The sequence below is a fragment of the Pseudomonas sp. GW456-E7 genome (genome assembly GCF_059424105.1).
On record NZ_JBWKZB010000055.1, the window covers coordinates 1 to 26,681 of the forward strand.

Consider the following 26,681-nt stretch of genomic DNA (forward strand, 5'->3'; position numbering starts at 1 on the left):
TCCAGGTCTTTTTGCCTGAGCAACGCTTTGAGCTGCTGAATCTCCCGCTGATCGGCGGTGATTGCCTTGGCCCCCACGGGGGTCGAACCCAAGCGTTCTTTGCGAACCTGGTCGACCCAACGGCGCAAGGCCGTAGGGCCAATATCCAAACTGGCACAAACATCGGGAACTGACTGGCCCTCGTCCAGCACCATGCTGGCAGCCTTGAGCTTGAACTCACTGGAATAAGATTTACGCATATCCACACACCTCAGATTTGGGCGCCATCATAGCGCCCGATTGAAGTGTCCAAAATCATTAGGCCAGTTCAGTCTTGAAGGTTGAAGGCCAAACGAAAAGCCCGGATAAGGTCAACGGCCCCCCCCGTTTGATTTGCTGCAACCTCTCCGACTCCGTCAGCGACTTTCGATCGGAACTGAATCGCCAAAAGGCCGCGAGCCCCTCCTCTCGGGAGGCATCTTTCTTTGTGTCGCAATTGAAGTGCTCATCCACACACCCTCCTCCGTAATTTTTCGTCAACTGAAATATGAGCTAACGCCTGTCGAACCGGAACGGCCATTGAGCGCGGGTGCAATTGCGTAACGCAGAAGGTTGATCAGGCAATGGAGTCCTTTCCCCTATGCGTATCAACAACTCCGGAGCAGTGGCCTGGGACCGAGGATGAGTCACCAATCCATTCAATCGATACTTGAACTTAGGAACGGCTCGGTCAGCCGGTCTACTCGTTGCTCGTCGAGCAGCCCCGCCCGCAATATTTCGATTGCATGGGGATAGTGCCGTGACAGCTGGCGGGCCTAGCGGCGAATGGACGCTGAGCGCGCGGGATCTTCTGCCAGCGCCACTAAAAAGTCTCGCGCCTGAATCAGCGCTCGCGTGCGCTCGTTCGGCATGATCATGGTGTCCTCCTCGCACGCACCGGGCACGGTCCAGCCGCTCTGAGCTTGCTGGCTTCCGCCGCAGTTTGTTGGTCGGTAAATCACCTACAGCCTACACCTAAAACAAAGCTGCACAGGGGGGCAATCGCTGGGATCCGCCCGTGAATCACGCCCCTCTCTCCTCGCCGTACCACCATTCGAGCCTCTCAACACCCAAAACGCCATGAGGTTTGAGAATCTTGGTTTCTCAAACCTCTATTACCGCTCACTTGAATCGTCGAAAAGTAACGTTGTACAGCTGTAATAACATAGGCCGTAGCTCAGTACGAAATCGTCACTCGCGCAGTCATTTAGACTCGGCCCCATCCTCACGCCGCCAGTTACCGAACGGCGCGTCGGCTTCCACGTAGCGCAGAGCGCTGTGCACGTCACGCCAGCCGACATACTCCATCAAGGCCTTGGGAGACCATTGATTGCGGGTGGCCCAGGTGGCAAACCCGCGGCGTAACGAATGCCCGCTGTAGCGCTCCCCCGCAACGCCGCCGCGCGTCAGTGCCCGGCGCAACACCCGCGCGACGCTATACGGATGCAACGCGGCGGGGCCCAGATGCCCCCAGCGGTCGATGCTTCTAAACACCGGCCCCGACCGAAGTTGACTGAGCGTCAGCCAATCCTCGTAGGCCTGCACCGGACACAGTCGTATTAAGGCCGGCACGCTGACGGTGCGCCCCTGATGATCACGGTCGGTTTTGCTGCTGGACAGAAACAGACTCAACCCTTCGCCGGACACCAACTGGCTGGTTTCAATGCGCAGGCGGCATAAATCGTCACTGCGAAAGGCTCGCCAAAAACCCAGCAACAGCAAGGCCCTATCGCGGCTGGCGCGCAGGCGCACGGACAGGTCCGGTGACGCCACCTCCTGCTGCAGGGCCGCCACGCACTGCTCCAGCTCGCGCAATTGCAAGGGTTCGGCTTGACGGACTTGCCGCGGGTGCAAGGCTTGAATGCCGCGTAATACATCCCGCACTTGCGGCGCTTTGGTGGGATCAACAAAACCATGGTTCAAATGCCAGCGCGCCAAAGCGGCCAGATTACTGCGCAAGGTACTGATGGACAGCCCCGCGTGCTCGGCGAGGTAACGCACGATACTTTCACTGGACGCCGGCAAAAAGCCGCCCCAGCCAATCTCGTAATGCTCCAATGCCTGCTTGTAACGCCGAATGGTACTTTCGCGCCGTGCAGCCTGAAGATACCGCTCTGAAGCCGATGTCATATGTTTGCCCTCCGCGCCGCCAGCGCGAGCTGTCCCTGCCTGCGTGAACGGAGTCACGATCACCATTCAACACCGAGCAAGTCGACCACCATGCGCCATACTGCATAACTACCGGGAACCCTACAGGAGCTCCTGACATGGCCCGTGGCGGTATCAATAAAGCCTTGGTGCATTCCGCTCGTGACGCGTTGCTGGCCCGTGGGCTTCACCCCAGCATCGATCTGGTGCGCGTGGAGCTGGGCAATACCGGTTCGAAAAGCACGATCCAACGTTACCTAAAGGAACTCAGCACCCGTCCTGCCGTCGACGACACGTCGCCCCCAACTGTTAGTGAAGAAATGCTTTTATTGGTGACGAGCATAGCCGAGCGGCTGACTCAACAAGCTCAAGAGGCAGTGGCTGAGGAACGGGCGCAACTTGATCGGCAACAGACGACCTATCACCAGGAGCATGCGCAACTGCGCGAACGCCTTGATCAAGCATTGGAAATGATATCCGCTCAGACGAATGAATTAGAGACGCAGCGTCAGCGCGAACGACAACTGCGCGAGCAGTTACAAGACAGCGAGGGTGAACGCCAACGCTTGCGTCAGTTGGTTGCGGGCCAGCAACAGATGCTCGAAGAGCGCGCCAATCAGGTGCAGTCACTGGAGGACAAGCATCAACATGCCTGGGAGGGGCTAGAGCACTATCGGCAAGAGCAACTGGCCCAACGCGGACAAGAACTGCACCGACACGACCAGCTAATCCAACAGTTACGCCAGGAGCTACGAACAATGCAGAATGCGCAACTGGCCAAACAGGAGGAATTGGTTAGCGTGTATTGCGAACACGAACGCCTACTTAATGACCATCGTAGGCAACAGGAGCAGCTCCGACAACACACAAAAACCATACGTGACCATCAGCAAACCAACGACACATTGAGCGAACAGGTGCGTAAATTGCTGACCGAACAGGCGGTATTGCGTGACCGGGTCAATCCCTACTTGCTTCAGCACCGTAACGATCGGCGCCAGTTACGCGAGCAGGCGCGTCAAATTGAGACGCTACAAACGTTGTTGCGCCAGTTGACAGCCTCTGGCTAAATCTTGGTATTCATTGTGATATGTGCGCTTCGAGTACTTCAACGGCACATGGGGCCACGCAATCGATGCCACCCGCGGCGAACTCGGCAATACCGGCTCCAGATACTCCGCCGAGCAGACATCCATAGAGGCACAAGCCAGTCAGAAGACCCAAGCCGACTGGGAGCAAGTCACGCAGACACCTCATCAGGCGCAGTGACGGGACGAGCCGGTCGATCTCCGAAGCCGACTACGCAGCGCCCTAGAGAAGCAGCGCCAGATCGAACACCTGCCGCACCTACTGCTGGCGTTACCACCCTGCCCTCGCCTGAAGACGGCGAAGACCAAGACAGCGTCATTGCTGACGGCTAGCTCCTGGGCATTTGATCCAGCGACACCGTGGCGAGCACATCCAGCCTTGGGTCCAGCTCCCTCATGAGCTGGCGAAGCAGCGGAGGACAGCGACGGACACCGCGACTCAGGCTCTGATTGAGCCTATCCGCCAGAAATGGGCTAGCAAGGCAAATACACCAGAGCATTGCCAGGTCGCATCGCGTCGGGTGGTTAGATGGTGGCAGCCAGCCGTAGTCAATCATTTCATCGCGGCTTATCTGCCAGAATTCGCGCTGATACTCGAACTGCTCCGCATCAGCGGCCCAGGCCAGCGGAAAGAGTTGACCGCTGCACTTCAACCAACAATCTAACAACGCCCATAAGTCGTTGAAACACTGGTGGTAAGCGGGCATCAGCGAGGCAAGCGCCACGTAATGGCTGAAACGTTGCTGCAGCCAGCGTTGTTGTGGGCTCACGGGCGGGATTGGGTTGCGAAACAATGCTAACGGCAGAACTACAAGGGTCCAATCAGGGACGCCCAAGGCCCATCTCATCCGCGCATTGACGCGACAAGGATACGAAGAACCCTGCAGTGCAACGCAATGTGGCCGTCGAGTCGCCAGGTACATTGCAGTTAGCTGGCGATCATTGCTATCCCAGCCCAGTACCTCCCAGAGGGGATGGTTGTAAACCGCCTTCAATTCTGGAAAAACATCCATCAAGTGGTTCAGGCAGTGTTCATGCAACTGGACGCCCGCGTCCAGCAACCTAAGCCATTTGGGATTGGTTCCAACCGACGCCCCGCCGACGGTACCCGGTGCGGTGAACAGCTGCGGGCGATCCAGATGATCGCACCAGCGGGCATACTCCGTGCGTGATGACGCCCCGGAAAGTTGGTACAACGTTGCCCCGAAAAACCGATTACGACAACGCCGAACGGAAGCACTGGAAAGTGTCGACACTTGTCAACTCCTGCCCCCAACCACCCCGGACGCAACTATACACCCATACATACCGATTGGGCCTCACCTGCGCGCCTGCCCGCACCTACATGCTACCTAGATAAGCGGTACGTGCGCTTACAGTCCCCTGCAAGTTGCTGATTTTACGACGGCATAACCTACGTCTATGAGACGGTTATCAACCAATTCCGTGCCTCGGTCGCCAGCCAGGGCTGATTAGGCGTTGTGCGTGAACTTTGATTATTCAAGTGCCTGATTATATATGGGAATAGAGTACGTCTATGGCATTTTTTGACGTGTTTCCGTACAGAGAAATCCCGGTACGTACTGGTTAAAGTGAACGTCCATCCGACAGTTTCGCTGAATCGGTCTGGAGGACAAAAAGATGCAAACCCATCATCGACACCAGCGTTCTGCAGCGCGCCTCTTGGCCCCGGTTATCATAGTTACGCCGTGGCGCTTGCGGTTACGCCCGTCCGTTAGGCCACCAGTGGCGGCTGACCGTCCCCCCAGTCAGTGGGGAATGCTCTCACTGACTCGCAGCCAATCCAGCTGGGTAATGACCATATTCAAGTGGCGGGCGTTGGACACGGGCCGAGCCCTCACAATTGCCTTGGGCCGGTCCGAAATTGGCGGAGTGATCCACTATAAATACCTTTGCCGCACGTATCGGAAAGTCCCCGGCGGTGAAACCTTGCGTGGCATTTACGTGTACATCGAGTTCCGATGGAGTTGGTTTTGGCGCCACGCCTCACCTCGTTTGCGCGTGTTCCCTGAGCGCTCACGACATTACGCACCACCAGCGCGCCAATGAAAGATGCGTGGTCGAGTCGCTAGTCCACCTAGTGCCAGTCGGCCATTGGTACAGCGAAAGCAGGTGGATATGCCGACCGACACTAATGGTGTAACCCTCGCGGCGCGCGCTGCGACCGTCCTATGCCGACGACTTGCAGCGACTTCACGGTCCGTTGGGTGGTGACTACCCACCGATTTTTTCGCCCCACCCCGTACCACAGAGGTATTACCATGCTTGCACTAAGCCGACCGCCCATTGAAACACTCGCCCGTACCTCCCTGAACAAAGGCCGGAGCGGCAGTCGCGTCACATTTTTTCCTTCCCAAAAAAACCGCGGGCCGGTGGCCTGCAACAACCTGATGCAAGCTGACTACTGCGTCCATCTTGAGTATCGACACGATGTCCTCAGTTACCAGTGCCGGCCTGCCGCACTGCGCTGTGGCGACACACTATATAAAGCCGACTTTCTGGTGCGACTGGACAGCGGACTGATCGTCTATCAAAAATTTCTGTGCTCCGAGGGCCAAAGGGGTAGCCACACGCGGGAGTGGGCGCAGGCGGTCGAAGCTATGCTGCTGGACGGCGGCTATGTGTTCCGCTGGCTCACGCCAGACCTACTCGCTCCCTCGCTCATCACCCATAACCTGCGCTTTCTCTATCACTACGGTTTTGGCTGTTCGAGACGGGCGGCAAAACAGGTTCGCGCCAAAGTACTCGCGCTGGGCAGGCAGGGCACAACTCTTAAAGCCTTACTCGCCAACGACATCCCTTCACAGGCCATCTGTTACGCCATTTTCCTTGATGAACTGCGGATAGACCTGAGGCAAAAGCTCACGCCACAAACTGTGATCTACGGAGGGCATGATGGACTTCGTTCAATTCAAGATCGGTGAACATTACCGCTATCGCGGTCAGCGCTTTCAGATCGTAGATCTCCAAGGTGAAAGCGTGCAACTGCGCGCCCTCGAGGGCCGCAGGATCGTGCTGCGCCAGACCCATGACATCCTGCAGCGGGCGATGAAGCGCGGAGACTTCGTTAAAGATCAGGAGGCGCCCATTGAGAAGGATCCACAGAAAGTTCTCTCGGGGCTGCCCAAGCCCTACGCCGAAGCGTTCAACCGTCGTTGTTACTACGTGCGTCCGCTGATGAATCGCTACCACGGACGTATGCCGGCGGAAAGTGCCCAAGCATTAATTAGCACACTAGCGAAGCAGATCAACGATATCAGCCCACCCAGCCTAAGTACGGCACGCAGTTGGATCCGGATTTTTTGCAAGTCAGGTTATAGCTACCTCGCGCTCATACCGGCTAAAAAACCTAAATGGAAACATCGCTTGGACCATCAGCCTTGGGAAACTCAGCAGATCATCCAACAGCAGGTTAAAGAGCTGTACCTGAAGCCGGAACCTACCTGTAAAACCGAAGTGATCGATGCAATCGTCCAGGAGCTGAAAACGTTCAATGACGGCAGACCCAAACACGACAGGCTGAAAATACCCTCGGAGTCGACCCTCAATCGGCTCCTGCGAGAGCTGGATGCCCACGAAACGGCTTGTGCTCAACACGGCAGCAAGTATGCCCAAAAAAGGCAAGGCTGGACGCGTAAACGGCCAAGCCCGGGGCGGCTGTTCGAACTGGTAGAGGCTGACACTCAAGAGATGCACGTAGTAGTGGTGGATGATGACGGCGAAGTCATCGGTCGCCCCTACCTGACCGTTTTCCTAGAGGTCTTTACGCGAATGCCCTACGCTTGGGCCATCGGATTTAACCCACCCTCCTTGGACACCACCCTGCAAGCGCTTAAGCTGTCGTTGTCCAGCGAGAATACTTATGGCGGTACCGCAATACGCTACATCTTCGACAGTGGCCCTGAGTTCGTGGAGCATAACCTTCGACGCATCATCGCCATGTTGGGGGGGGAGATTTGTTACTGCGAGCCCGCGGCAGGCAATCAAAAACCGCACGTAGAAGCCTTTTTTGGCGTCTGGTCGAAAGAGATCGCCCACGCGATGCCCGGCACGACTTTCTCGAACATCACCACACGGGGCGATTACAACTCTGAAGACAACGCACGCCTTACCATAGAGGTAGTCAGAAGTATCTTCAGCCGCTGGGTTACCGACGTGTACTGTGAGCGGGTGCACAGCAGCCTGAACATCTCTCCCCGGCTGGCATGGGAGGCGGCTTATTCGGCCCTGTTTCCACCACGGCGCTATTCGCCCTCGGAACTTCGCCAGTACTTCTTAAGCGCGTTCCAAGCCTCTCCGCAACAAGGACGGCTGCGGTTTAATTCGCTGTTCTGGACAGGACCCGCGGTGCCATATCTGGCCAATCGCGAACCCCGCCCGGACAAACTCCTCGTCTATTACGACCCAAGTGACCTGGGACATGCCTGGGCCTGCCATCCCAGCTACCCCGACGAGCTTCTTGAACTGCAGGCGGTCGATCCTGATTACCAGGAAGGACTCACCATGCACCTGCATCAATTGACGCTTAAGCGCTTGAAGGCCGAACGCACTGCCTTCGACCCGAGCAAGGCGCGCCGAGCGAGAGTGGCATTGCTCCGTGAGCTGGCCAAGGTGAAGACCCCGGCACAGCGACGTCAACGTCAGCAGGCTGCGGAGAAAGGTTCGCTTCAAAAATCACAGAAACACTCAACGAGGACAACGGCCAACAAACCTAATACGCAAGAGGTTTATCACCATCATGGAGACACACCCGACGATTATTCGTCTGTGGAGGTATAACGCCATGCACATCCGCCCCTGCACAGCGTTGTCCGCACAGCCGACTGCGCTCCGCTGAGGCAAAGCTTGCATGTGTCAACGATCACCACGGAGCTGAAGCGCCTCGAGCGGCAATCATTGTAGGAGCGCGCAGATAATCACTTGGTGAAAGCGATGTACTCAGACATTCGTTGTGTCGCTAAACGCGGCCCTTATCTGGGTTCATCAACCACCCGCCCCTGCGCCACCGTTCAGCCTATTGATTAGATCTGAACAAAAAGAGGTGCATTACAATGGAATCCGACATCCAACAAATCGTTAAAGCATTCAAAGCCAGAATTGTCTTTCATCCACGCTATCGGCAGGCATGCTCGCAAATTCAGAACGCGATCGAAAACACCGAAGCGCTAGGTGAACCGGTATGTGCCCTGCTTTGCGGGCCAAGTGGTACTGGGAAGTCTACCCTTTGTCATTACTTTCGAAAGCTTTACAACAGCAACTCGGTGATTCGCGGTGACGACGGGACCTATGCAAATCTGCCCGTCTTCTATTGCGAGGTCCCATCCCCGACAACTGTCAAAGGCTTGATCACAAACATGCTTCGTTTTTTGATTGACGAAACTCCAAACGGCACCATCGAGAAGCTCACCCACCAACTAATCACTTGCATGAAAACGTGTCACGTGAAGGTGATTTTTCTCGACGAAATTCAACGCCTCTGTATTACCACCGTCGCCGAAAAGGTGCGTCTTGACTCGCTACAATGGATTGTCTCGCTTCTCAATGGATCAGGAATTCCCGTGATCCTTTCGGGCACCGAACTCTGCAGAGACATCCGGCGTGAAGATGAGGCGTTTGAAAATCGATATCCATATTTCGCGGAGCTATCACACTTCACTTATGACGCGAAAGTCGACTCCGATTTTTTCGCGACATTAAAACATTTGGATATCGCAATGTACGAAATTGCGGAACTCGCAAAGGGTGTCCACCTTAACGATCCAACCATCGCAGCGCCACTCTTCATAGGTACCAGCGGCAATCTGAAGAGGATGCGGCTGATCATTAATGACGCACTAAAAACCTGCTTGCGCAGGGGCGTTCCGCGCACTTTGAAAGCAAGTGACTTCTCCACTGCCTGCCAATATGTGGACTTACCGAACAACTTGTCAGATGGCAATCCATTTTTCCAGTCTTATGACGATTTGATGAAGCTTATATTGGACTACGAGGAGGTTCGCGATGAGTAAAATATTGTTCACACCTCGACCACTGCCTGAAGAAAGTCCAACCAGTATCCTTAAGCGCATGGCTATCATGCATGGTTGCATATTACGCTCGGATCTTAAGGCACTTTTTGGTCGAACATGTTTTAACGGCTCCCTAATTTCCCGCTCGCACCCCATTATTCAAGAAATCTCTAAACGGGCGGGTGCGGCAGGCGATGAGTTTCTTAGCGGTTTTTATGAACCAATTGGTGCGCTACATCACGCTCCACCTCTGAAAATCGCAGGGCTCTCCGTTAGCGCCGACATGATACGGAAGAGGGGAGCCACATATTGTTCCGAATGCTGGAAAAACGGCATAGAGCATTTCATCAAAGACCTCAAGCTCTCTAGCTACTGCCCCTACCACCTCAGAAAATATCTTACAAAATGCCCTAACTGCCAGGTAAAACTTTATTGGCATGCATTGGATGTAAAATGTAGGTGTAATCATCTGCTGATTTCGCCACCATGTTCGGCCGATACGGCGACAAACGAACAGAAACTGCTCAATATATTTAGGATGGGCGACTCACAGAAATTTCGCCAACTTTGTGACTACCTAAACGACTTGGGGTATCGGGTGGAGCGCCATACTGAATGTCCAGCCAATAGGTGTTTATTATCACTAGCACTCGCTTTCCTTGAGGAAGACATGGTGGGAGTATTGGCTCACCTTAGAAGACTAAATGAACTATACCCAGAAACACCTGCATATATTATCGCAGCCAAACTTTCGCTATTCCCCCAACCCAAGGCACGGGACTGTGCGCGAGACTTCATCAAATATCACTCACATGAAAATGCGAAAAAAAACGGGACCTTCACAACAGCACCACTTCACTCATTTTCTTTAACGAAGCGGCAAATTGGTGCTTGGCTTAACATACGCCAGCATTATTGGAAAATCTTACGCTTGGAAATAAACATCAAGCCAGACAAAACTAAATACAATTGGATACAAGCTCAATCACTATCAAAACAAGTATTAACGATAAAGCTTCGCAACGGCTTCAAGAAGAAAATAACACGTAATTCTGAAAGACCGCCAAAGCACCTCCAAGAAATGCTTCAGCTAAGCGCGGCTGCAATAAAAGGCGCAATTGAGCACCATCTCTTGGCGCCCAAATGGGAAAAAAGTCACAAAATGTACTTTGATCCGCACGATATAGAAAACTTTACTAAAAACTTCATTTCCGTGAAACTTCTATCCAGCCAAACTAACATCCCCACCAAACAAATCCGCAGGGCCATAGCGCACTTGAAAATAGCACCACTAAACATTGAAAACAACATACTTCAAATTCAACTGATAAGCACTCACACCAGCCAATTAGTTATTGAATGGTGTAACGATATTGAGCAACAGCTATTAAAGCCCAGAAGCCCTTCAACCAAACGCGCACTACACACCCATACTAAGACAGAGGCCTGGTTACCCTCTGCTGCAGCCGCGGAATATCTTGACACATCAAAACAAGTCATACGAAAACTTACAAAGCTTGGATTTCTTACCAACGTTCAAAAATGTGAAGTGGGTGGCCATCTCATAGACATCAGAATACTAAAAAAATTTAAAACACAATACGTAAGCGCAGCAGAAGTCTGTAAATTATTTAATTATAGTCGTGGAAAAGTGACCAAAACCCTCAAAGCTTTTGGAGTCTTACCTGTCACGAGTCCAGAAATCGATGACAATCCTGCTATTTTTTTTTGCGAGATGAAGTTTTGTCGCACACCAAAAATCGGGATCAACGCCACCAAGAAAATAACAATGGACACACAATACTGCAAGCCTCAGAAAAACTTCAGGTTCCAGTCGAAGCAATTTCCAACATGATCGCAACAAAAACCCTTCAAATTGCAGACTCCAAATCTAAAACCAATAACAAAATAAAAAATAGCAGTATCGATACATTTTACAAAAATTACGCCAAATTAACTACCGTAGCTCACTGGTTGAAAACTCGCGCACCTTTCGCATACAAGATACTAAGCAGACTTGGTATAACCCCGGTAAGCGGCGCATCAGTTAACGCCTGCTCGCAACTTATCTATTCCATTGACGACATCGCGAATTACTTCTCGATCCCAGATCGAGAAAATCCTGATACACCAGTACAAAAGCCTCAGCCAACTTTAATAAATATATCTGATCTTTGGAAAAAATATGATATCAATAGCAGGTCCTTCGGGCGGCTATTTTTAAACTCCGGCTTCACTGATCCAATTCGCATTGGTGTAACCACATACCTGAGTCAGGATGACGTGTCCAAAGTGGAGGAAATTTTAGAAAAATATTGTACCTTTTCACAAGCAGATAGATACTTGGGCCATAAACACACACGAAATCTGACAAAAAGAAACAAACTTTTATTAGCGCACCCCTTAAAAGGTTATTCCAATTGTTCGATGATCGATAAAATACAGTTACAAAACTTCGCCACTGAGCACGGCTTCGTATGACCCCCACCATCTTACCTCCATGAGGTTCCCGCTGTTGAAAAATTCAATTCGATCTTTCTTCGCGCCCCCAAAATTAAATGACATCCACTAAATTTACAGAGCCCACAAAGTTGAGCTTTTTGTCCTAAATTTCGCAGATTCTCACTTATTTTGAAACTCTGCCTTCAAGTCATTTTGACAAAAATTAGAATAATCATGGCATGGCGTTACTAACAAACATGAAAAATGGGGGAACCGGCTCAGCGCCTGCGCTCTTTGCGCCTGATCGGCCTGGCGCTGGCCGCGAGCGAAAAGTCCGTGCAGCTTTACTACGAGCGCAACCTGCGGCCGGCGGAAATTCAGTTCGAGCCTTGGGTGCAGCGGGTCGAAGGACAGCTGGTGGCGGCCTGGTCGGCGCTGGAACGGGAGCTGGAAAAGCAGCCGCTGAAGACTGACGGTACGATCGAGCAGGACGGCATCACCCTCGCTGTAGCCTGGAGCTTCACCAACCTGGTGGTGCCGGATCAGGTGACTGCGGCGCAGTTTCCGCGGATCGCCGCGTTCACGGCGTATGCCGAAGGGCTTGAGGTGTTTGTCAGTACGCCGATTGACTGACGGATTCATTTTGCCTCATCGACCGCCATCGCGAGCAAGTCGGATCGCCGCACCGTCGCTCCCACAGGAAAGCGTGATTCCCTGTGGGAGCGAGCTTGCTCGCGATGGCTTAAGCAAAAGCGCCGCTTCACCCAAAGGCAGAAGCGGCAGTCGAATCAATGCACAAACAACGCAATCAAGATAATGATCGGGATCGGCACGCCGAGAAAGAACAGCAGTAATGAACGCATGGTAGTTCTCCTGGATTAACGAATCGGTGCAGTGGTGACGTAGGTATCGGTTTCCAGATACACCACCGCATCCCGACGACGACCGCCGAAGGTTGCGGCAAGGCTGGCGAAGAACGCACCGGCCAACAGCGCAACGAACATCCACAGCGTGGTCCACGCCGCCACTTTCGCAGCGGTGTCAGCGGTTTGTTGAGCGGCCAGCTTGGCGTCGGCCACGGCTTTCTGGGTGCGGGCATAGACCTCATCGACACGACGTTCGGCGTCGGCCTGAGTGAGGTTGGTCCGCTGCGCGACCAGTTGCGCCAGGTAAGTCCGGTCTTCGGCGGCCAGCTCACCCCTGCTCAGGGAACGCACAAAGATCCGGGTGACGGTGCCCCGGGCCGCATCATCACTGACGGCAACCGGGCGATCATCACGGAACAGGCTGTCGACGAAGTAACCGTACTCATCGCCTTGGGTATTGCCCGCCGCAGTGCCCACGGCTTGCGTCGCGGCACTGGCGGCACCGCCGACCATGTTCGCCCCGGCCTGCACGCCACCGCCGACCAGACTGCTGACCGACCCGGCGACCAGCGTGGCCGTCACCAGCGTCGCCACGCACCAGGCCAGAAAACCATGGGCCGTGTCGCGAAAGTAAACTTCATCGCCGTGCATGTACGCCCACTTCACCCGCAGTCGCCCGGCGATGTAACCGCCAAGCCCCGAAGCGACAATCTGGGTGAAGGCCAGCCAGACAATGGTCGAGATCCCCAGGCCTTTGGCGCTCACGCCTTCATTGGCCCAAGGCGATACCGCCGAAAAACCCAGGCCGAAGCCGAGCAACACCAGGATCAGCGACAACGCCGCCGCGGCAGCGGCACCCGCGATAATCGCGCCCCAGGACACGCCGGACAGCGTGGTGGATTCATCCATGGCGGGATAGAAACCGTCAGAGGATCTATTCATAGTTGTATCGCTCCAGGCAGAAAGATGGTGTTACAACTCTTCGAGGAAGGAATTGCAGTCACCGTGCCAGTCACGCACTTTGAATAAATCGTTGTGCTTCAATTGCTTAGAAAGTTTGAACTTCCCGGCCCCATGCAAACTGCAAGGAACAGGTTGAGCCAACGGGTTTTATGCATGGGTTATTTGTAGCTTTTATTGCCACTGGGGAGTCAGACAACCTTTTTCGGGGCTTTCACCGGTTTTTCGATTAGGACGCGGCCTTTTGTAGGAGCTGGCTTGCCAGCGATGGTCGTTAACGATTACACGTGTGAACTGGATTAACGCGGCGCACTTGAGTCCATCGCCAGCAAGCTGGCTCCTACAATTGCGGTCTTTTGTGGGAGCTGGCCTGCCAGCGATGGTCGTTAACGATGACGCGTGTGAACTGGATAAACGCGGCGCATGTGAGTCCATCGCCAGCAGGCTGGCTCCTACAATTCCCCGGGAATGCGTGAAGCGACCCCGCCCAGATGAAAGTTAATTTATTAAGTCGCGGTTTTTTCTTGGCAAAATGCTCGCAACTTCGTATTGAACTGCAAATCAGGCCAGCCTTATGACCCGCATCTTGACCATCGAAGACGACGCTGTGACCGCCCGGGAAATTGTCGCCGAACTGAGTAGCCACGGCCTCGACGTCGACTGGGTCGACAATGGCCGCGAAGGGTTGGAGCGTGCGGTCAGCGGCAACTATGACCTGATCACCCTCGACCGCATGTTGCCCGAGCTCGATGGCCTGGCGATCGTCACCACGCTGCGGACCATGGGCGTGTCGACGCCGATCCTGATGATCAGCGCACTGTCCGACGTCGATGAACGCGTGCGCGGCTTGCGCGCCGGCGGCGACGACTACCTGACCAAACCCTTCGCCACCGATGAGATGGCCGCCCGGGTCGAAGTCCTGCTGCGCCGGCAGAACACCGTGACCGCCCAGGCCACCACGTTGCGGGTGGCGGACCTGGAGCTGAACCTGATCAGCCACGAAGCGAGCCGCGACGGTCAACTGCTGACGCTGCTGCCCACCGAGTACAAACTGCTGGAATTCCTGATGCGCAATACCGGGCAGATCCTCTCGCGGATGATGATTTTCGAAGAAGTCTGGGGTTACCACTTCGACCCCGGCACCAACCTGATCGACGTACACATCGGCCGTCTGCGCAAGAAGATCGACCCGCCTGGCAATGTCCCACTGATTCGGACCGTGCGAGGCTCGGGTTATGTCATTGCCGAACCCGTCTAAAGGCTGGCGCTCTTCCAGCAGCCGTTTGCTGGCGCTCTACAGTTCGCTGTTCGTGATCTGGAGCGGGATCCTCATGGGGGTCATGTACTACGAGGTTTCCGCTTACCTGGACAATCTGGCCAAGCATTCACTGATGCAGCGCCAGCACCTGTTTTCGCGTTTCTCGGGCGAGCAACTGGTGGACGCCCTCGCCGTCAGCATGGCCTTCGACATCCGCGGCATCGACGCCTACGGCCTGTTCGATGCCCGGCACCATTACCTCAGCGGCGCCCTGCGCTACATTCCGGACGGCTTGCCGCTCGATGGCAAGATCCACATGCTGCGCGACTGCGATGCCTACGGCGACAATGATGACCAGACCCTGCCCGCCGACAGTTGCGACGCCGTGGCGACCCGCACCCTCGACGGCCGCTGGCTGGTGCTGGTGCGCGACAACGGTTCGCTGTTCGCCGTGACCCGCATCATTCTTCACGCGTTGTTCTGGGGGGTGACCCTGACCATCCTGCCGGGCATCGTCGGCTGGTATCTGCTGCGGCGCCGGCCGTTGCGCCGCATCCGCGGGATCCAGGCCAGTGCCGAAGCCATAGTCGCGGGCGACCTGAGCCGGCGCCTGCCACTGTCCAATCGGCGTGACGAACTGGACATGCTCGCCGCCATCGTCAACGCCATGCTCGAACGCATCGAGCGCCTGATGCATGAGGTCAAGGGCGTGTGCGACAACATCGCCCATGACCTGCGTACGCCCCTGACCCGTCTGCGCGCGCAGCTTTACCGCATGCAGCAGCAAGCCGGCGAAGGCTCGCCGCAGGCCATGCAACTGGACCTGGTGCTGGCCGAGGCCGACACGCTGATGGCGCGTTTCCGTGGCCTGCTGCGGATTTCCGAACTGGAAGATCGCCGGCGCCGCTCCGGTTTCGTGCAACTGGACCCCGTGGCGTTGCTGCAGGAACTGCATGAGTTCTACCTGCCCCTGGCGGAAGACGACGGCCTGGTTTTCCAACTGCACCTGCCCGCGTCATTGCCACCTCTCAATGGCGACCGGGCGCTGCTGTTCGAAGCTGTGGCGAACCTGCTCAGCAACTCGATCAAGTTCACCCCGCCCGGTGGTGCGGTGATCCTGCGCGGGGTCAATGCTGGCGGGCATACACGGATCGAAGTGCTCGACTCAGGCCCCGGCATTCCCGAGGCAGAGCGTGAAGCGGTATTCCAGCGTTTCTATCGCGCCGAGGCCGGCAATCAAAAGACCGGCTTCGGGCTGGGCCTGTCCATCGTCGCGGCGATTGTCAGCCTGCACGGTTTTACGCTGGAGGTGGGCAGCAGCGAACTGGGCGGTGCGCGGCTGGTGCTTGATTGTCGGGAGAGTTTGATTCCACCGGCCTGACAAACTCTTACAAACAATGATCCCCCCTGTGGGAGCGAGCTTGCTCGCGATGACGGTGTATCAGGTAAAAATATATCGCCTGACACTCCGCTATCGCGAGCAAGCTCGCTCCCACAGGGGATTGGTGGTGTTTTCTGCTGGGTGAATCAGGCCGGGTAATTGGCCCGCAGCGCCTCAAGTCCACCCTGATAGATGCCGGTGAACAACGCCTCCACTTCCTCATTGCTCACGCCCACCGGTTCAAACCGCCCGGACCAGGTCACCCGCGCGCCCTCGCCTTGCGCCTCGACCTTGATCGTCGCCAGATAATCACTCGCCGGAAAGGGTGCCTGCTCAATCGAGTAGCTGTAGGTTCGGCCCGCGTTGTCGAAGGTTTGCAGGCGTTCGATCACCACCGCGCCATCCGCCGTTTGCAGGCTGCGCACGCGCCCGCCGTCACTGAGCTCGCTCCTGGGAATGAACGGCAGCCAGTCCGGCAGCGAGTTGAACCCGCCAATCAATTGCCAGACCTGTTCGGCCGAAGCCGGGATGTCGATGAAGGCTGTTGCAGTTGCCATGAAATGCTTTCTCCAATCAATAAGGTTCAGATGGCCAGGCTGTCGACGACACCGCCGTCGACCCGCAAGGCAGCACCGGTGGTGGCCGAGGATAACGGCGAAGCGATGTAGGCCACCAGATTGGCAACCTCCTCGACGTCCGCCACGCGCTGGATGATCGAGGTCGGCCGGGCCTTGCGCACGAACGCATCGGCTTCGTCCCGGGCGCTGCGCCCGGATTCGGCCGTGGCGTCCTTGAGCATTTCTTCCAGGCCATCGGTAAAGGTCGGGCCGGGCAGGATCGCGTTGACCGTCACCCCGGTGCCGGCCAGGCGTTTGGCCAGGCCATGGGACACCGCCAGGTTGGCGCTTTTGGTCACGCCATAGTTGATCATGTCCGCCGGTGTCGCCACGCCGGATTCCGAAGACAGAAAGATCACCCGCCCCCAACCCTGCTTGACCATGCCCGGCGTGTAGTGCCGGGACAGGCGCACACCGGAGATCACGTTGACCTCGTAGAAGCGCGTCCACTCACTGTCCGGGGCGTCGTAGAAGTCCACCGTATTGAAGATCCCGAGGTTGTTCACCAGGATGTCTGCCCGAGGTTCGGCGGCAAACAGTTTTTCGGCGCCTTCGGCGGTGCCCAGGTCGGCGGTCACGCCACGCAATTGCGCAGCTGGAACACGCTGACGGATGCTCGCCAGTGCCTGCTCGACCTTGGCCGTATCGCGGCCGATCACCACCACCGTGGCGCCAGCCTCGGCCAATGCCTGGCTGATGCCCAGGCCGATGCCGGCGGTACTGCCGCTGACGATTGCCAGTTTTCCACTCAAATCAATCTTCATGTTCAAGCTCCAATGAGGGGCAAAGGGGCGCGCTCGGAAATCAGCTTCGCCTCACGCAACGCCTGCCAGAAAGCAGCGGGAATCACTGCCGACAGCGCGGCCACGTCTTCGGCAATCCGCTGCGGACGGCTGGAACCCGGAATCACCGCGGCGACTGCCGGGTTAGCCAGCGAAAACTGCAAGGCTGCGGCCTTGACGTCGACGCCATGGGCCGCCGCGATACGCTTGATCTGTTCGACCTTGTCGATGATCGCCGGGCTGGCCTTCTGGTATTCGAAGTGCGCGCCGCCGGCCAGGATGCCCGAGCTGTAAGGACCGCCAACCACGATTTCGACCTGCTGCGCCAGGGCGGCGTCCATCAAACGCTGCAAGGCGCGATCATGGTCCAGAAGAGTGTAGCGACCCGCCAGCAGAAAACCGTCCGGCTGCGCTTCACTCAGATCAAGGGTCAGCTCGCAGGGTTCGACCTTGTTCACCCCCAGGCCCCAGCCCTTGATCACGCCTTCTTCACGTAAGCGTGTCAGCACTTTGAACGCGCCGGTGCGGGCCTGGTTGAAGTACTCCAGCCATTGATCACCATAAAAATCCTGGGCGATATCGTGGACCCAGACGATATCCAGGCGATCGGTTTGCAGGCGCTTGAGGCTGTCTTCGATGGAACGCAGGGTCGCGTCGGCACTGTAGTCGTTGACGATTTTGTTCGGCAGGCCGTGCTCGAACACCCCGCTTTTCTCGCCCAGGTCACGGGCGGCGGTGTCTTCGACTTCATCGAGGATCACCCGGCCGACCTTGCTGCTCAGTACATAGTCGTCGCGGTTGTAGCGGGCCAATGCGGCGCCGAGGCGAATTTCCGACAGGCCGGAACCGTAGAACGGCGCGGTATCGAAGTAACGCACGCCGGCGTCCCAGGCGGCATGGACAGTGGCCAACGCCTCGTCTTCGGGAATGGCGCGGAACATGTTGCCCAGTGGTGCGGTGCCCAGGCCCAGCGCGCCGGGCAGTTTGTCTTTCAAGCTCATGGTGAATCCTCTTGAGTATCAGAGGTCAGGTGGCTGACCGTTGAGCCGATCCTAGATTGCGAGCATCGGACCGTCCAAGACATAATGTGCAGCACTTGAGTCCTTGAAGGTCTGACATGATCGACATCCGCCAATTGCGCTACTTCGTCGCCGTCGCCGAGGAAGAACACGTCGGGCGCGCCGCCGAACGCCTGCACATTTCCCAGTCGCCCCTGAGCCGGCAGATCGCCCAGCTCGAAGAGCGCCTGGGCCTGACCCTGTTCGAGCGCAGCCAGCAACGCATCCGCCTGACCCGCGACGGCCAGACCTTCCTCGCCGAAACCCGCGCCCTGCTGACCCACGCCAATCGCCTGGAATCCCTCGGCAAACGCCTGGGGCGCGGCGAGGAAGGCGGCCTGTGCATCGGCTACATCGAAAATGCCATGCATGCCGGCGTGCTGCCCAATGCCTTGCGTGTGCTGCGGGTCAACCGGCCGAACGTACACGTGGCGCTGTACAACCTGCGCTCGGCCGAACAACTCGAAGGCTTGCGCCAGCGTAGCCTGGACATCGCCCTGGTCAGCGAACCACCGACCGAAGACGACCCGGACCTGCTGGGTTTTCAGGTGCTGGACGACCCAATGCTGCTGGCCCTGCCCGAGCACCATCCGCTGGCACAACAGGCCGTGTTGACCCCGGCAGACCTCGCCGGTCAGGAGTGGATTGGCGTGCAACACCAGAATGTCGCCAGTCGCGAAAACTTCGTCAGCGCCTGCATCCGCGCCGGCTTCACCCCGGATATCCGCATGGAAGCCACCGGCCCGTTCACCGCCATGGCGCTGGTGGCCTCGGGCCTGGGCATCGCCATGATCCAGAAAGGCTTGAGCCGCAACGCACCGCCGGGTGTGGTGCTGCGGGAAGTGCCGTGGATTTCCCTCACCCGACCGCTGTGGGCGGCGTGGCACCGGATCAATTTGCGGCCGTTGGTGGAGACCTTCCGCAAAATGTTGACCGAGCCTGAATCCACCCCATGAACCTGTGGGAGCGGGCTTGCTCGCGAAGGCGTCGGCATTGCCAGCAATGTTGTCGACTGACACACCGCTTTCGCGAGCAAGCCCGCTCCCACAGGTTTCGTGCTCAGCCCAAAGCCATGTTTTTGTCGTGACAACCGCATATTAAACATCGACTGACCGACCTTGTTTAACGGCTGTCAGCGTTACTTGATGAAAGCTACAGCGCCTTGCGTCATTGCCTACGGTTACGCCAGAATCCGCCGGCTTACGCGCCTTGAGTCCGGGCTTTATCGTTAGCCGGTCGCTGAAAAACAGCGATCGGGTTTGGTAGCCCGGAGTACTGCGCGTAGCGCCACTTCAAGCAGTTGCTGCTTTTATGGTCGTCATGCGCAGGGCCTCTTCGGGGGCGCCGGTTCCAGTACTCCGGTCTACCAACCTGTGCATGGCCACCGCCCTTCGTTTGGTAGCGAAAGTGATGGCTCCAATTTTTACAGTACTGGAGTTCTATCGATGATCAAACCAACACCCAACCCGCCAGAAACCGATCCAGCCTCCCCCTACGCAAGCCCCGACGCCAAGCCATTCCACGAAGCCGCCGAACACGCCCTCAATCACTACCTCAACACCGCCGCCAACATCATGGCCACGCCCCACAAACCGTCCACGATGTTCACCATCAACCCCGACCTCGACACCGAAACCCTGCTGGCCCACGCCTGCGAATCACTGGCCTCGGCCAATGTGATGACCAACGATCTGGCGGGTTTTCTGGAGGGCTCGCATCGCAACACGCTGCTGGGCATTGCTCAGGTCATCATGCTGGGTGAGTTGGCAGTGAACCGGGCGCTGGATCGACTTGATCCGCCTGAATAAAGCGCCGAACCTGTGGGAGCGAGCTTGCTCGCGATGAGGGAGCATCAGTAAACGATGATGTGCCTGATGCACCGCAATCGCGAGCAAGCTCGCTCCCACAGGTATTCAGCGAACCCTAGATTCCGCAGGGTTTGCTGCTTTACTGAAAAAACCCACCCCCACCGAGCCCGCCACAATGAACCGCAATGACCTGCGCCGCGTGGACATGAACCTGCTGGTGATTTTCGAAACCCTGATGTTCGAGAAGAACCTGACCCGGGCCGGGGAAAAACTGTTTCTCGGTCAACCCGCTGTCAGTGCGTCGCTGGCCAAGTTGCGCGATCTGTTCGACGATCCGTTGCTGGTGCGCAACGGTCGAACCCTGGAGCCGACCCCGCGGGCGTTGCAGATTCTCAAGGAGTTGCAGCCGGCGATGGACACCATTTCCGGGGCGGTCAGCCGGGCCAAGGATTTCGAGCCCTCCACCAGTCGCGATGTGTTTCGCATCGGCCTGTCCGACGACGCCGAATTCGGGCTCTTTCCGCCGCTGCTCAAGCAGATTCGCGAAGAGGCGCAGAACGTTGTGGTGGTGGTGCGCCGGGTGAATTTCCTGCTGATGTCGTCGATGCTGGCCAGTGGCGAGATTTCCGTCGGTATCAGCTACACCACGGAATTGCCGGCCAACGCCAAGCGCAAGAAACTGCGCGACCTGAGTGTGAAGATCCTGCGCGGCGATGACCGTCCCGGCCCGTTGACCCTCGACGAGTTCTGCGAGCGCCCTCACGCACTGGTGTCGTTTTCCGGGGATCTGAGCGGATCCATCGACAATGACCTGGCCCGCATCGGCCGTTCGCGCCGGGTGGTGCTGGCGGTGCCACAGTTCGCGGGCTTGCGGGCGTTGCTGGCGGGGACTGACATGCTCGCCACCGTACCGGATTACGCGGCCAGTGCGCTGATCGAAGGCAGCAGCCAGTTACGGGCGGACGATGCGCCCTTTGAGATCAACCTGTCCGAACTGTCGATGGTCTGGAACGGGGTCAGCGATAACGATCCGGCAGAACGCTGGTTGCGTTCGAAAATTGCACAGCACATGGCGGCGCCACCGTCGGGGCATTGATCGACTGCAGGAGCACCGGCTCGGATTCGCGCAGGTACACCGGCATGTCGGTCACCGGTGGCATGGCCGGAATCTCGAAGTACATCTGCACCACCCAGCCGCGGTGGTAGCTGGCGTGGTTGACCACATGCATCAGCATCGCGCCGGCGCTCATGGTGCCGCTTTCGCCCGAGACAAAGGTGAACTCCACCGGCTTGTCCAGGGAGGCATCGGTTTGCCGGGCGCTCCAGTCGCAGTACCAGCGATCGATCTCTTTTTGCGCCTGGCGCAGTTCGGACAGGTCGGCATGCAGCAGATCGTGGGAGGTCTTGAAACCGTGTCCCCGGCCTTCAAGGTGCGCCCGCCAGATGCAATCCACCACGTAGACATGATTGAGGGTGCCGATCATGTTGTTGAACACTGACACCCGTTGTTTTTTGACTTCGCCCGGAGGAAGCGCCGCAAGGCTGTCAAACAGACGCTGATTGGCCCAGCGTTTGTAATCGGCCAGCAGGCAGGCAGTGCGTACGGTGATCATCAGAGGTCTCCGATGGCAGTAAGCGCACTCCCTAGCATAGACCCGATGCCCGCAAGGCAGGGCCAGCACTGATCATCGGTCGTCGAGGCGTTTCACCACGTACTCGGCAAGCGCCAGGCAACTGGTCAGCCCCGGCGACTCGATGCCAAACAGATTCACCAGCCCCGGCACGCCATGTTCGGCGCATCCGCTGACGAGAAAATCGGCGGCCGGCTCGGTCGGCCCGCTGATTTTCGGGCGAATGCCGCTGTAGGCCGGTTGCAGGCTGTTGTCCGGCAAACCCGGCCAATAACGGCGGATCGCCTGATAGAAGCCCTCGGCCCGGCGGGGTTCGACGCGGTAATCAATGTGCTCGACCCATTCGACATCCGGCCCGAAGCGCGCCTGCCCGCCCAGGTCGAGCGTCATGTGCACGCCCAGTCCCGCACTCTCCGGGGCCGGATACACCAGGTGCCGAAAGGGTGCCCGGCCGCTGAAACTGAAATAGCTGCCCTTGCACAGATGCGCCTGGGGAACGCACTGTGCAGGCAGACCGACGATAGCGCGCGCCACCTCGGGAGCGGACAGCCCCGCGCAGTTGATCACTTCGCGGCAGCGCAGGGTCATGGGTTGGCTGCCGCCCATGTGCAGCTCGAAGCCCTGGTCGAGGCACAGGGCCGACAGCAACGGCGTGCGCAAGGCCAGCGTCGCACCGAACCGCTCGGCGTCGCCCTGAAGTGCCAGCATCAGCCCGTGGGAATCGACGATGCCAGTAGAGGGCGACCACAGTGCCGCGACGCACGACAACGCCGGCTCGAGCTCGCGGGCCTGTGCGCTGTCGAGCCATTGCAGGTCATCGACACCATTAAGCCGCCCTTGCTCCAACAGACGCTGCAACGCCGAGCGCTGTTGCGCATCGGTGGCCACGATCAGCTTGCCGACGCGCCGGTATTCAACGGCGTGCTCATCGCAAAAAGCGTATAGACGCTGCTTGCCCTCCACGCAAAACCGCGCCTTGAGGCTGCCTTCCGGGTAATAGATACCGGCATGAATCACCTCCGAGTTGCGCGAGCTGATGCCCGTGCCGATGCCCGCCCCGGCCTCGACGACCAGCACGTCCCGCCCGCTCATGGCCAGGCACCTGGCCACCGCCAACCCGACGACTCCGGCCCCGATCACCACGCTTTGAATATCGACGCTCAACGACCCTGCCTCCCACACCTGTTCTCACCGGCGATGCCTCAGAGCTCCCGTCACGGAACTCTCGTCGACTGCCACGTATCCTAAACTATGTGGTACATCCCTTATGCTTCAGGCTGTCGGAGGACACCGTCATGCGCCGCCTATTTATCATCTCTGCACTGGTACTTTGTTTACCCGCAGGTTCGGCTCTGGCCGATGTGGATGCCAAAGATGTCGCTACCTCGGCCGGGGTTTCCGCCTCGCTGTACTCAACATTCAAAGACGACAAACTCATGATTCCCGCCCGGGATGACGCCTCCAGCTTCGTCGCCAGCGGCGGTGCGATTCGTGGTGCTTACCTGGAGTCGGTGTTGAAAAAGATCCGTCAGGACAATCCCGCCCTCAACAACGCAAGCGACGAAGACCTGGCCCGCGCCATCCTCGTCCAGGAAGGCGTTGCCGCCGATCACTGAAGATCGTCATCGCCAGCGGTGGGGCTTGTGACACCGGGATAGCGTTTCCAGCCCTGCCTCGCGTGTGTGCCAGTGGACATGCGTGCCCACCCGGCCACGAGTTGCGCGTTGATACTCACCCCGCCACACACCACGATCACCACGTCATGGGCGTCGGCAATCGCCGGGTGATCCAGGTAGGCGGTCGCCAATGAAACGCCGCACGCCGGCTCGACCAGCTGACGCAAATCATTGGCGTAACGCACCACGCCCATGATCGCCTCATCATCACTGAGCACGACGCACTCATAGGGGAAATCGCCGATATGCCTGACCGGCCAGGCGGCCACTTGCGCGGCCCCCAGGGACGTGGCAACCGTGTCGATTTTCGGCAATCTGACCGGGTGCCCGGCCGCGACTGCTGCAGCGAACGACGCCGCGCCTTCGGTCTCGCAGGCGACGATGCGGCAATCGGTGTGCCGATGACGAATCAGGCCGGTGAGCAGCCCGGCCAGCAAGCCACCGCCGCCCACCGATGCCACCAGCACATCCACTGGCGGGCAGTCGGCAAGGATTTCATCGACCATGGTGCTGTGCCCTTCCCACAACACCGGGTGGTCGAAGGCCGGCACGAATTCACTGCGTGGGTCCTGGGCGAGTTCCCGGGCCCATTGATTGGCTTCGTCCCAGACTTTGCCGTGCTCGATCACCTCGGCGCCGGTCTTGCTGATCCGCGCCCGGGTGCTGTGCGGGGTAGTGTGCGGCACCACGATGCAGGCCTTGAGCCCCAGGCATGCCGCGGCCATGGCCGTGGCCAGTCCCGCGTTACCGCCGGAGGGACAGACCACCTTGCGCTTGCCCTGCTGCGCCGCCCGGCTGCACAGCAAGCCGATGCCACGTATTTTGAACGAGCCGCCAGGTTGCAGGTTTTCCAGTTTCAGCCAGATACGGCGGGTCGGGGTCGACAGGCCAGGGTGCAGAATCAAAGGCGTGCGGATGTGAAGCATGTCGGTTCCTGTTACACGCCACCGGCTCGCCAGACAGGTCGACGAGCCAGCGGTGAACGGTCCTCTCATGCAAGTTTAGTTCACCCGGTCCGGGGGCAGTCTCAGCGATAACGCGGCGCCGCCACGCTATTTCCAAACAACCCGGACAGCGTCTTGCGCTGGGCTTCGTGACGATCCCACTGGCTGCCATCGTGCAGGCCCGGGATGGTCACTGTTTCACCGGCCGCCAGGCCCGCGAGCGCGGCATCGACCATGTCTTCGGCGGACATTACGATCTCCTGCGGCAGGTTTTCCACCGGGTTGCCGGCCTCGCTCCAGAAATCGGTGGCGGTCGCTCCCGGCAACACCGCCTGGACGCGTACGCCTTTGTCCGCCAGTTCATGCTGCATCGACTGGCTCAGGGCCAGGACGAACGCCTTGGTCCCGCCGTACACGCCGTTGAGGATTTCCGGGGCGATGGCGACGATGGAGGCGATATTGACCAGGGTGCCGGCGCCACGGGCGACAAAGCCGGGTACAGCGGCGTAGGCCAGGCGCATCAGCGCCGTCACGTTGAGGCTGACCATCGCCTCCATGTCGTCCACGGGGCTGGCCAGCAGCGGCATGACGCCACCGACCCCGGCGTTGTTGACCAGCAGGGTGATGCTGGCGTCGTTGCGCAGGATCTGTTCGACCCGCAGCGAATCCGCCTTGTTCGTCAGGTCGGCGGCCACCACCTCCACGCTGCGCCCGGTCTGGTCGCTCAAATGCTTGGCCAGGGCATTGAGTCTGCTCCGGCTGCGGGCTACCAGGATCAGGTCGTAACCCTGGCGAGCCAGGCGGTCGGCATACACCGCGCCGATGCCCGAAGAAGCGCCGGTGATCAGTGCAGTGCCTTTGGATGAGAGAGCCATGGTGCAATTCCTCAAGGGTAAGGCGAGAGATTCGCCGGGTGCAGACCGTTATAAAGGGACTTACGCCTGTCTCAAATGACGTTTAAAGTACGTTTTTCGGACATAACCGTTTGAGGACAAGCCGATGATCAGCGTGGCGTTCGTGGTTTTCGAGGGTTTCCAGTCCATGGCGCTGGCCGCCATGCCGGTGTTCGAATACGCCAACTTCAGTGCCGCACAGACCCTGTATGACGTGCGCGTGCTGTCGGAAAACGGCCACACCCTGCGCGCCTCGGGTGGCTTGAGCGTTTGCACCGAGGCCTTCGACGGGCGCGTGTTCGACACCGTCATCGTGGTCGGCGGCGACTCGATCATCGAGCAGGCGCCCGAGGCCGTGCTGGAGTACCTGAAGGCCAGCATCCACAGCGCGCGCCGCACGGCGTCGATCTGCTCCGGGGCGTTCGTCATGGCCCAGGCCGGCTTGCTCGACGGACGGCGGGCCACCACCCACTGGGCCTACGCCCGGGAACTGCAGGCGCGGTTTCCGGCGATCAAGGTCGAGGCTGATCGCATCTACGTGATCGACGGTTCGATCTGGACGTCCGCCGGCATGACCGCAGGTATCGACCTCGCACTGGCGATGGTGGAAAAGGACCACGGCGCCGAGCTGGCCCGGGCCGTGGCGCAGAAACTGGTGATGTACCACCGCCGCGCCGGCGGCCAGTCGCAGCATTCGGCGCTGCTGGAACTGGCGCCGAAATCCGACCGCATACAAACCGTGCTCGGCTACGCCCAGGAACACCTCGCCCAGCCCCTGTCGGTGGAGCAACTGGCACAAGTGGCCAACCTCAGCCCCCGGCAATTCAGCCGGGCGTTTCGCGCCGAAACCGGGCAATCGCCGGCCAAGGCCATCGAGAACCTGCGTCTGGAAGCGGCGCGACAGATGCTCGAGCGCGGACGCCTGACCCTCGACCAGATCGCCGTGGAAACCGGGTTCACCGACCGCCGACGCATGCGCGAAACCTTCCTGCGGGTGTTCGGGCAACCACCCCAGGTGATCCGGCGCAATGCGCGAGCAGAGGTGATTTGATCGCCCCCTCGCTCTGCGTGGGAACACTCGG

General features: G+C 58.2%; 25 protein-coding genes and 1 pseudogene. 14 read left to right on the forward strand and 12 right to left on the reverse strand.

Annotated features, from left to right (window positions below; translation table 11 throughout):
* The 3 genes from AC07YV_RS25770 to AC07YV_RS25780 all read right to left on the reverse strand — a co-directional run.
* On the reverse strand, positions 1-239 hold a 239-nt coding region (locus tag AC07YV_RS25770), incomplete at its 3' end, for a transposase (protein ID WP_146025338.1).
* Positions 240-794: 555 nt separating this feature from the next.
* The gene (locus AC07YV_RS25775; RefSeq protein WP_494990364.1) at positions 795-896 is read right to left on the reverse strand and encodes a BPSL0761 family protein; all 102 of its coding nucleotides are present in this window, start codon (positions 894-896) and stop codon (positions 795-797) included.
* Between the two features lie 325 nt (positions 897-1,221).
* Positions 1,222-2,148 (reverse strand): site-specific integrase, encoded by a 927-nt coding sequence (locus tag AC07YV_RS25780; RefSeq protein ID WP_158242639.1) that lies wholly within the window; start codon positions 2,146-2,148, stop codon positions 1,222-1,224.
* 137 nt (positions 2,149-2,285) lie between these two features.
* On the opposite strand from AC07YV_RS25780, the gene AC07YV_RS25785 reads away from it, so the two are divergent.
* A complete protein-coding gene (locus tag AC07YV_RS25785) occupies positions 2,286-3,236 on the forward strand; it encodes a DNA-binding protein (RefSeq protein ID WP_102701980.1) in 951 nt (316 codons plus the stop codon).
* A gap of 347 nt (positions 3,237-3,583) precedes the next feature.
* On the opposite strand, the gene AC07YV_RS25790 is transcribed toward AC07YV_RS25785, so the two are convergent.
* The gene (locus tag AC07YV_RS25790; protein ID WP_146025408.1) at positions 3,584-4,510 is read right to left on the reverse strand and encodes a hypothetical protein; all 927 of its coding nucleotides are present in this window, start codon (positions 4,508-4,510) and stop codon (positions 3,584-3,586) included.
* Between the two features lie 1,026 nt (positions 4,511-5,536).
* On the opposite strand from AC07YV_RS25790, the gene AC07YV_RS25795 reads away from it, so the two are divergent.
* The 6 genes and pseudogenes from AC07YV_RS25795 to AC07YV_RS25820 all read left to right on the forward strand — a co-directional run.
* Positions 5,537-6,199 (forward strand): hypothetical protein, encoded by a 663-nt coding sequence (locus AC07YV_RS25795; RefSeq protein WP_102615154.1) that lies wholly within the window; start codon positions 5,537-5,539, stop codon positions 6,197-6,199.
* Positions 6,171-8,054 (forward strand): TnsB C-terminal domain-containing protein, encoded by a 1,884-nt coding sequence (locus AC07YV_RS25800; RefSeq protein ID WP_158248461.1) that lies wholly within the window; start codon positions 6,171-6,173, stop codon positions 8,052-8,054. Before AC07YV_RS25795 ends, AC07YV_RS25800 begins: the two co-directional genes overlap by 29 nt.
* 272 nt (positions 8,055-8,326) lie before the next feature.
* Complete coding sequence (locus AC07YV_RS25805) at positions 8,327-9,283, forward strand: TniB family NTP-binding protein (RefSeq protein WP_102701977.1); 957 nt, start codon at positions 8,327-8,329, stop codon at positions 9,281-9,283.
* Positions 9,276-11,138, forward strand: a complete 1,863-nt coding sequence (locus AC07YV_RS25810) for a TniQ family protein (protein ID WP_102701976.1) — start codon at positions 9,276-9,278, stop codon at positions 11,136-11,138. Before AC07YV_RS25805 ends, AC07YV_RS25810 begins: the two co-directional genes overlap by 8 nt.
* Positions 11,135-11,764 carry a hypothetical protein gene (locus AC07YV_RS25815; RefSeq protein ID WP_146025407.1) on the forward strand — a complete coding sequence of 210 codons (630 nt, stop codon included), beginning with the start codon at positions 11,135-11,137 and terminating at the stop codon, positions 11,762-11,764. The genes AC07YV_RS25810 and AC07YV_RS25815 overlap by 4 nt, the downstream gene beginning before the upstream one ends.
* A gap of 234 nt (positions 11,765-11,998) precedes the next feature.
* A pseudogene (locus tag AC07YV_RS25820) lies at positions 11,999-12,358 on the forward strand (glutathione S-transferase); the annotation flags it as partial.
* Between the two features lie 245 nt (positions 12,359-12,603).
* Here AC07YV_RS25820 and AC07YV_RS25825 read toward each other — a convergent pair.
* Complete coding sequence (locus AC07YV_RS25825) at positions 12,604-13,533, reverse strand: hypothetical protein (protein WP_102701975.1); 930 nt, start codon at positions 13,531-13,533, stop codon at positions 12,604-12,606.
* Positions 13,534-14,125: 592 nt separating this feature from the next.
* On the opposite strand from AC07YV_RS25825, the gene AC07YV_RS25830 reads away from it, so the two are divergent.
* Together AC07YV_RS25830 and AC07YV_RS25835 are read left to right on the forward strand one after the other, a co-directional pair.
* Positions 14,126-14,809: a response regulator transcription factor gene (locus AC07YV_RS25830; RefSeq protein WP_102701974.1), complete on the forward strand. Its 684-nt coding sequence runs from the start codon at positions 14,126-14,128 to the stop codon at positions 14,807-14,809.
* Positions 14,787-16,190 (forward strand): sensor histidine kinase, encoded by a 1,404-nt coding sequence (locus tag AC07YV_RS25835; RefSeq protein WP_102701973.1) that lies wholly within the window; start codon positions 14,787-14,789, stop codon positions 16,188-16,190. Before AC07YV_RS25830 ends, AC07YV_RS25835 begins: the two co-directional genes overlap by 23 nt.
* 146 nt (positions 16,191-16,336) lie before the next feature.
* Here the strand turns inward: AC07YV_RS25835 and AC07YV_RS25840 are convergent, their stop codons facing one another.
* From AC07YV_RS25840 to AC07YV_RS25850, 3 genes are read right to left on the reverse strand one after another with little or no spacing between them, the layout of a single operon-like run.
* Positions 16,337-16,747, reverse strand: coding sequence for an SRPBCC family protein (locus AC07YV_RS25840; protein WP_102701972.1), 411 nt, complete (start codon positions 16,745-16,747; stop codon positions 16,337-16,339).
* A gap of 26 nt (positions 16,748-16,773) precedes the next feature.
* On the reverse strand, positions 16,774-17,571 hold the full coding sequence (locus AC07YV_RS25845) for an SDR family NAD(P)-dependent oxidoreductase (RefSeq protein WP_102701971.1): 798 nt from the start codon (positions 17,569-17,571) through the stop codon (positions 16,774-16,776).
* A gap of 2 nt (positions 17,572-17,573) precedes the next feature.
* Positions 17,574-18,590, reverse strand: a complete 1,017-nt coding sequence (locus AC07YV_RS25850; RefSeq protein WP_102701970.1) for an aldo/keto reductase — start codon at positions 18,588-18,590, stop codon at positions 17,574-17,576.
* Between the two features lie 116 nt (positions 18,591-18,706).
* Here AC07YV_RS25850 and AC07YV_RS25855 point away from each other — a divergent pair, with 116 nt between their 5' ends.
* From AC07YV_RS25855 to AC07YV_RS25865, 3 genes are all read left to right on the forward strand, one after another.
* Positions 18,707-19,603 carry a LysR substrate-binding domain-containing protein gene (locus tag AC07YV_RS25855; protein WP_102701969.1) on the forward strand — a complete coding sequence of 299 codons (897 nt, stop codon included), beginning with the start codon at positions 18,707-18,709 and terminating at the stop codon, positions 19,601-19,603.
* 489 nt (positions 19,604-20,092) lie between these two features.
* The gene (locus tag AC07YV_RS25860; RefSeq protein ID WP_102701968.1) at positions 20,093-20,455 is read left to right on the forward strand and encodes a DUF6124 family protein; all 363 of its coding nucleotides are present in this window, start codon (positions 20,093-20,095) and stop codon (positions 20,453-20,455) included.
* A gap of 175 nt (positions 20,456-20,630) precedes the next feature.
* Positions 20,631-21,551, forward strand: a complete 921-nt coding sequence (locus AC07YV_RS25865; RefSeq protein WP_102701967.1) for a LysR family transcriptional regulator — start codon at positions 20,631-20,633, stop codon at positions 21,549-21,551.
* On the opposite strand, the gene AC07YV_RS25870 is transcribed toward AC07YV_RS25865, so the two are convergent.
* Together AC07YV_RS25870 and AC07YV_RS25875 are read right to left on the reverse strand one after the other, a co-directional pair.
* On the reverse strand, positions 21,472-22,068 hold the full coding sequence (locus AC07YV_RS25870; protein WP_102675765.1) for a DinB family protein: 597 nt from the start codon (positions 22,066-22,068) through the stop codon (positions 21,472-21,474). The two genes, AC07YV_RS25865 and AC07YV_RS25870, sit on opposite strands and share 80 nt — an antisense overlap.
* Before the next feature lie 72 nt (positions 22,069-22,140).
* A complete protein-coding gene (locus tag AC07YV_RS25875) occupies positions 22,141-23,250 on the reverse strand; it encodes an NAD(P)/FAD-dependent oxidoreductase (RefSeq protein WP_102701966.1) in 1,110 nt (369 codons plus the stop codon).
* A gap of 131 nt (positions 23,251-23,381) precedes the next feature.
* Between AC07YV_RS25875 and AC07YV_RS25880 the strand changes: the two genes are divergently transcribed.
* Positions 23,382-23,702: a DUF2388 domain-containing protein gene (locus AC07YV_RS25880; RefSeq protein ID WP_095967997.1), complete on the forward strand. Its 321-nt coding sequence runs from the start codon at positions 23,382-23,384 to the stop codon at positions 23,700-23,702.
* Here the strand turns inward: AC07YV_RS25880 and AC07YV_RS25885 are convergent.
* A complete protein-coding gene (locus tag AC07YV_RS25885; RefSeq protein ID WP_102701965.1) occupies positions 23,696-24,688 on the reverse strand; it encodes a pyridoxal-phosphate dependent enzyme in 993 nt (330 codons plus the stop codon). The genes AC07YV_RS25880 and AC07YV_RS25885 overlap by 7 nt on opposite strands.
* Before the next feature lie 101 nt (positions 24,689-24,789).
* Complete coding sequence (locus tag AC07YV_RS25890; RefSeq protein WP_102701964.1) at positions 24,790-25,581, reverse strand: SDR family NAD(P)-dependent oxidoreductase; 792 nt, start codon at positions 25,579-25,581, stop codon at positions 24,790-24,792.
* 124 nt (positions 25,582-25,705) lie between these two features.
* Here AC07YV_RS25890 and AC07YV_RS25895 point away from each other — a divergent pair, with 124 nt between their 5' ends.
* Positions 25,706-26,650, forward strand: coding sequence for a GlxA family transcriptional regulator (locus AC07YV_RS25895; RefSeq protein WP_102701963.1), 945 nt, complete (start codon positions 25,706-25,708; stop codon positions 26,648-26,650).
* The last annotated feature ends 31 nt before the right edge of the window (positions 26,651-26,681 follow it).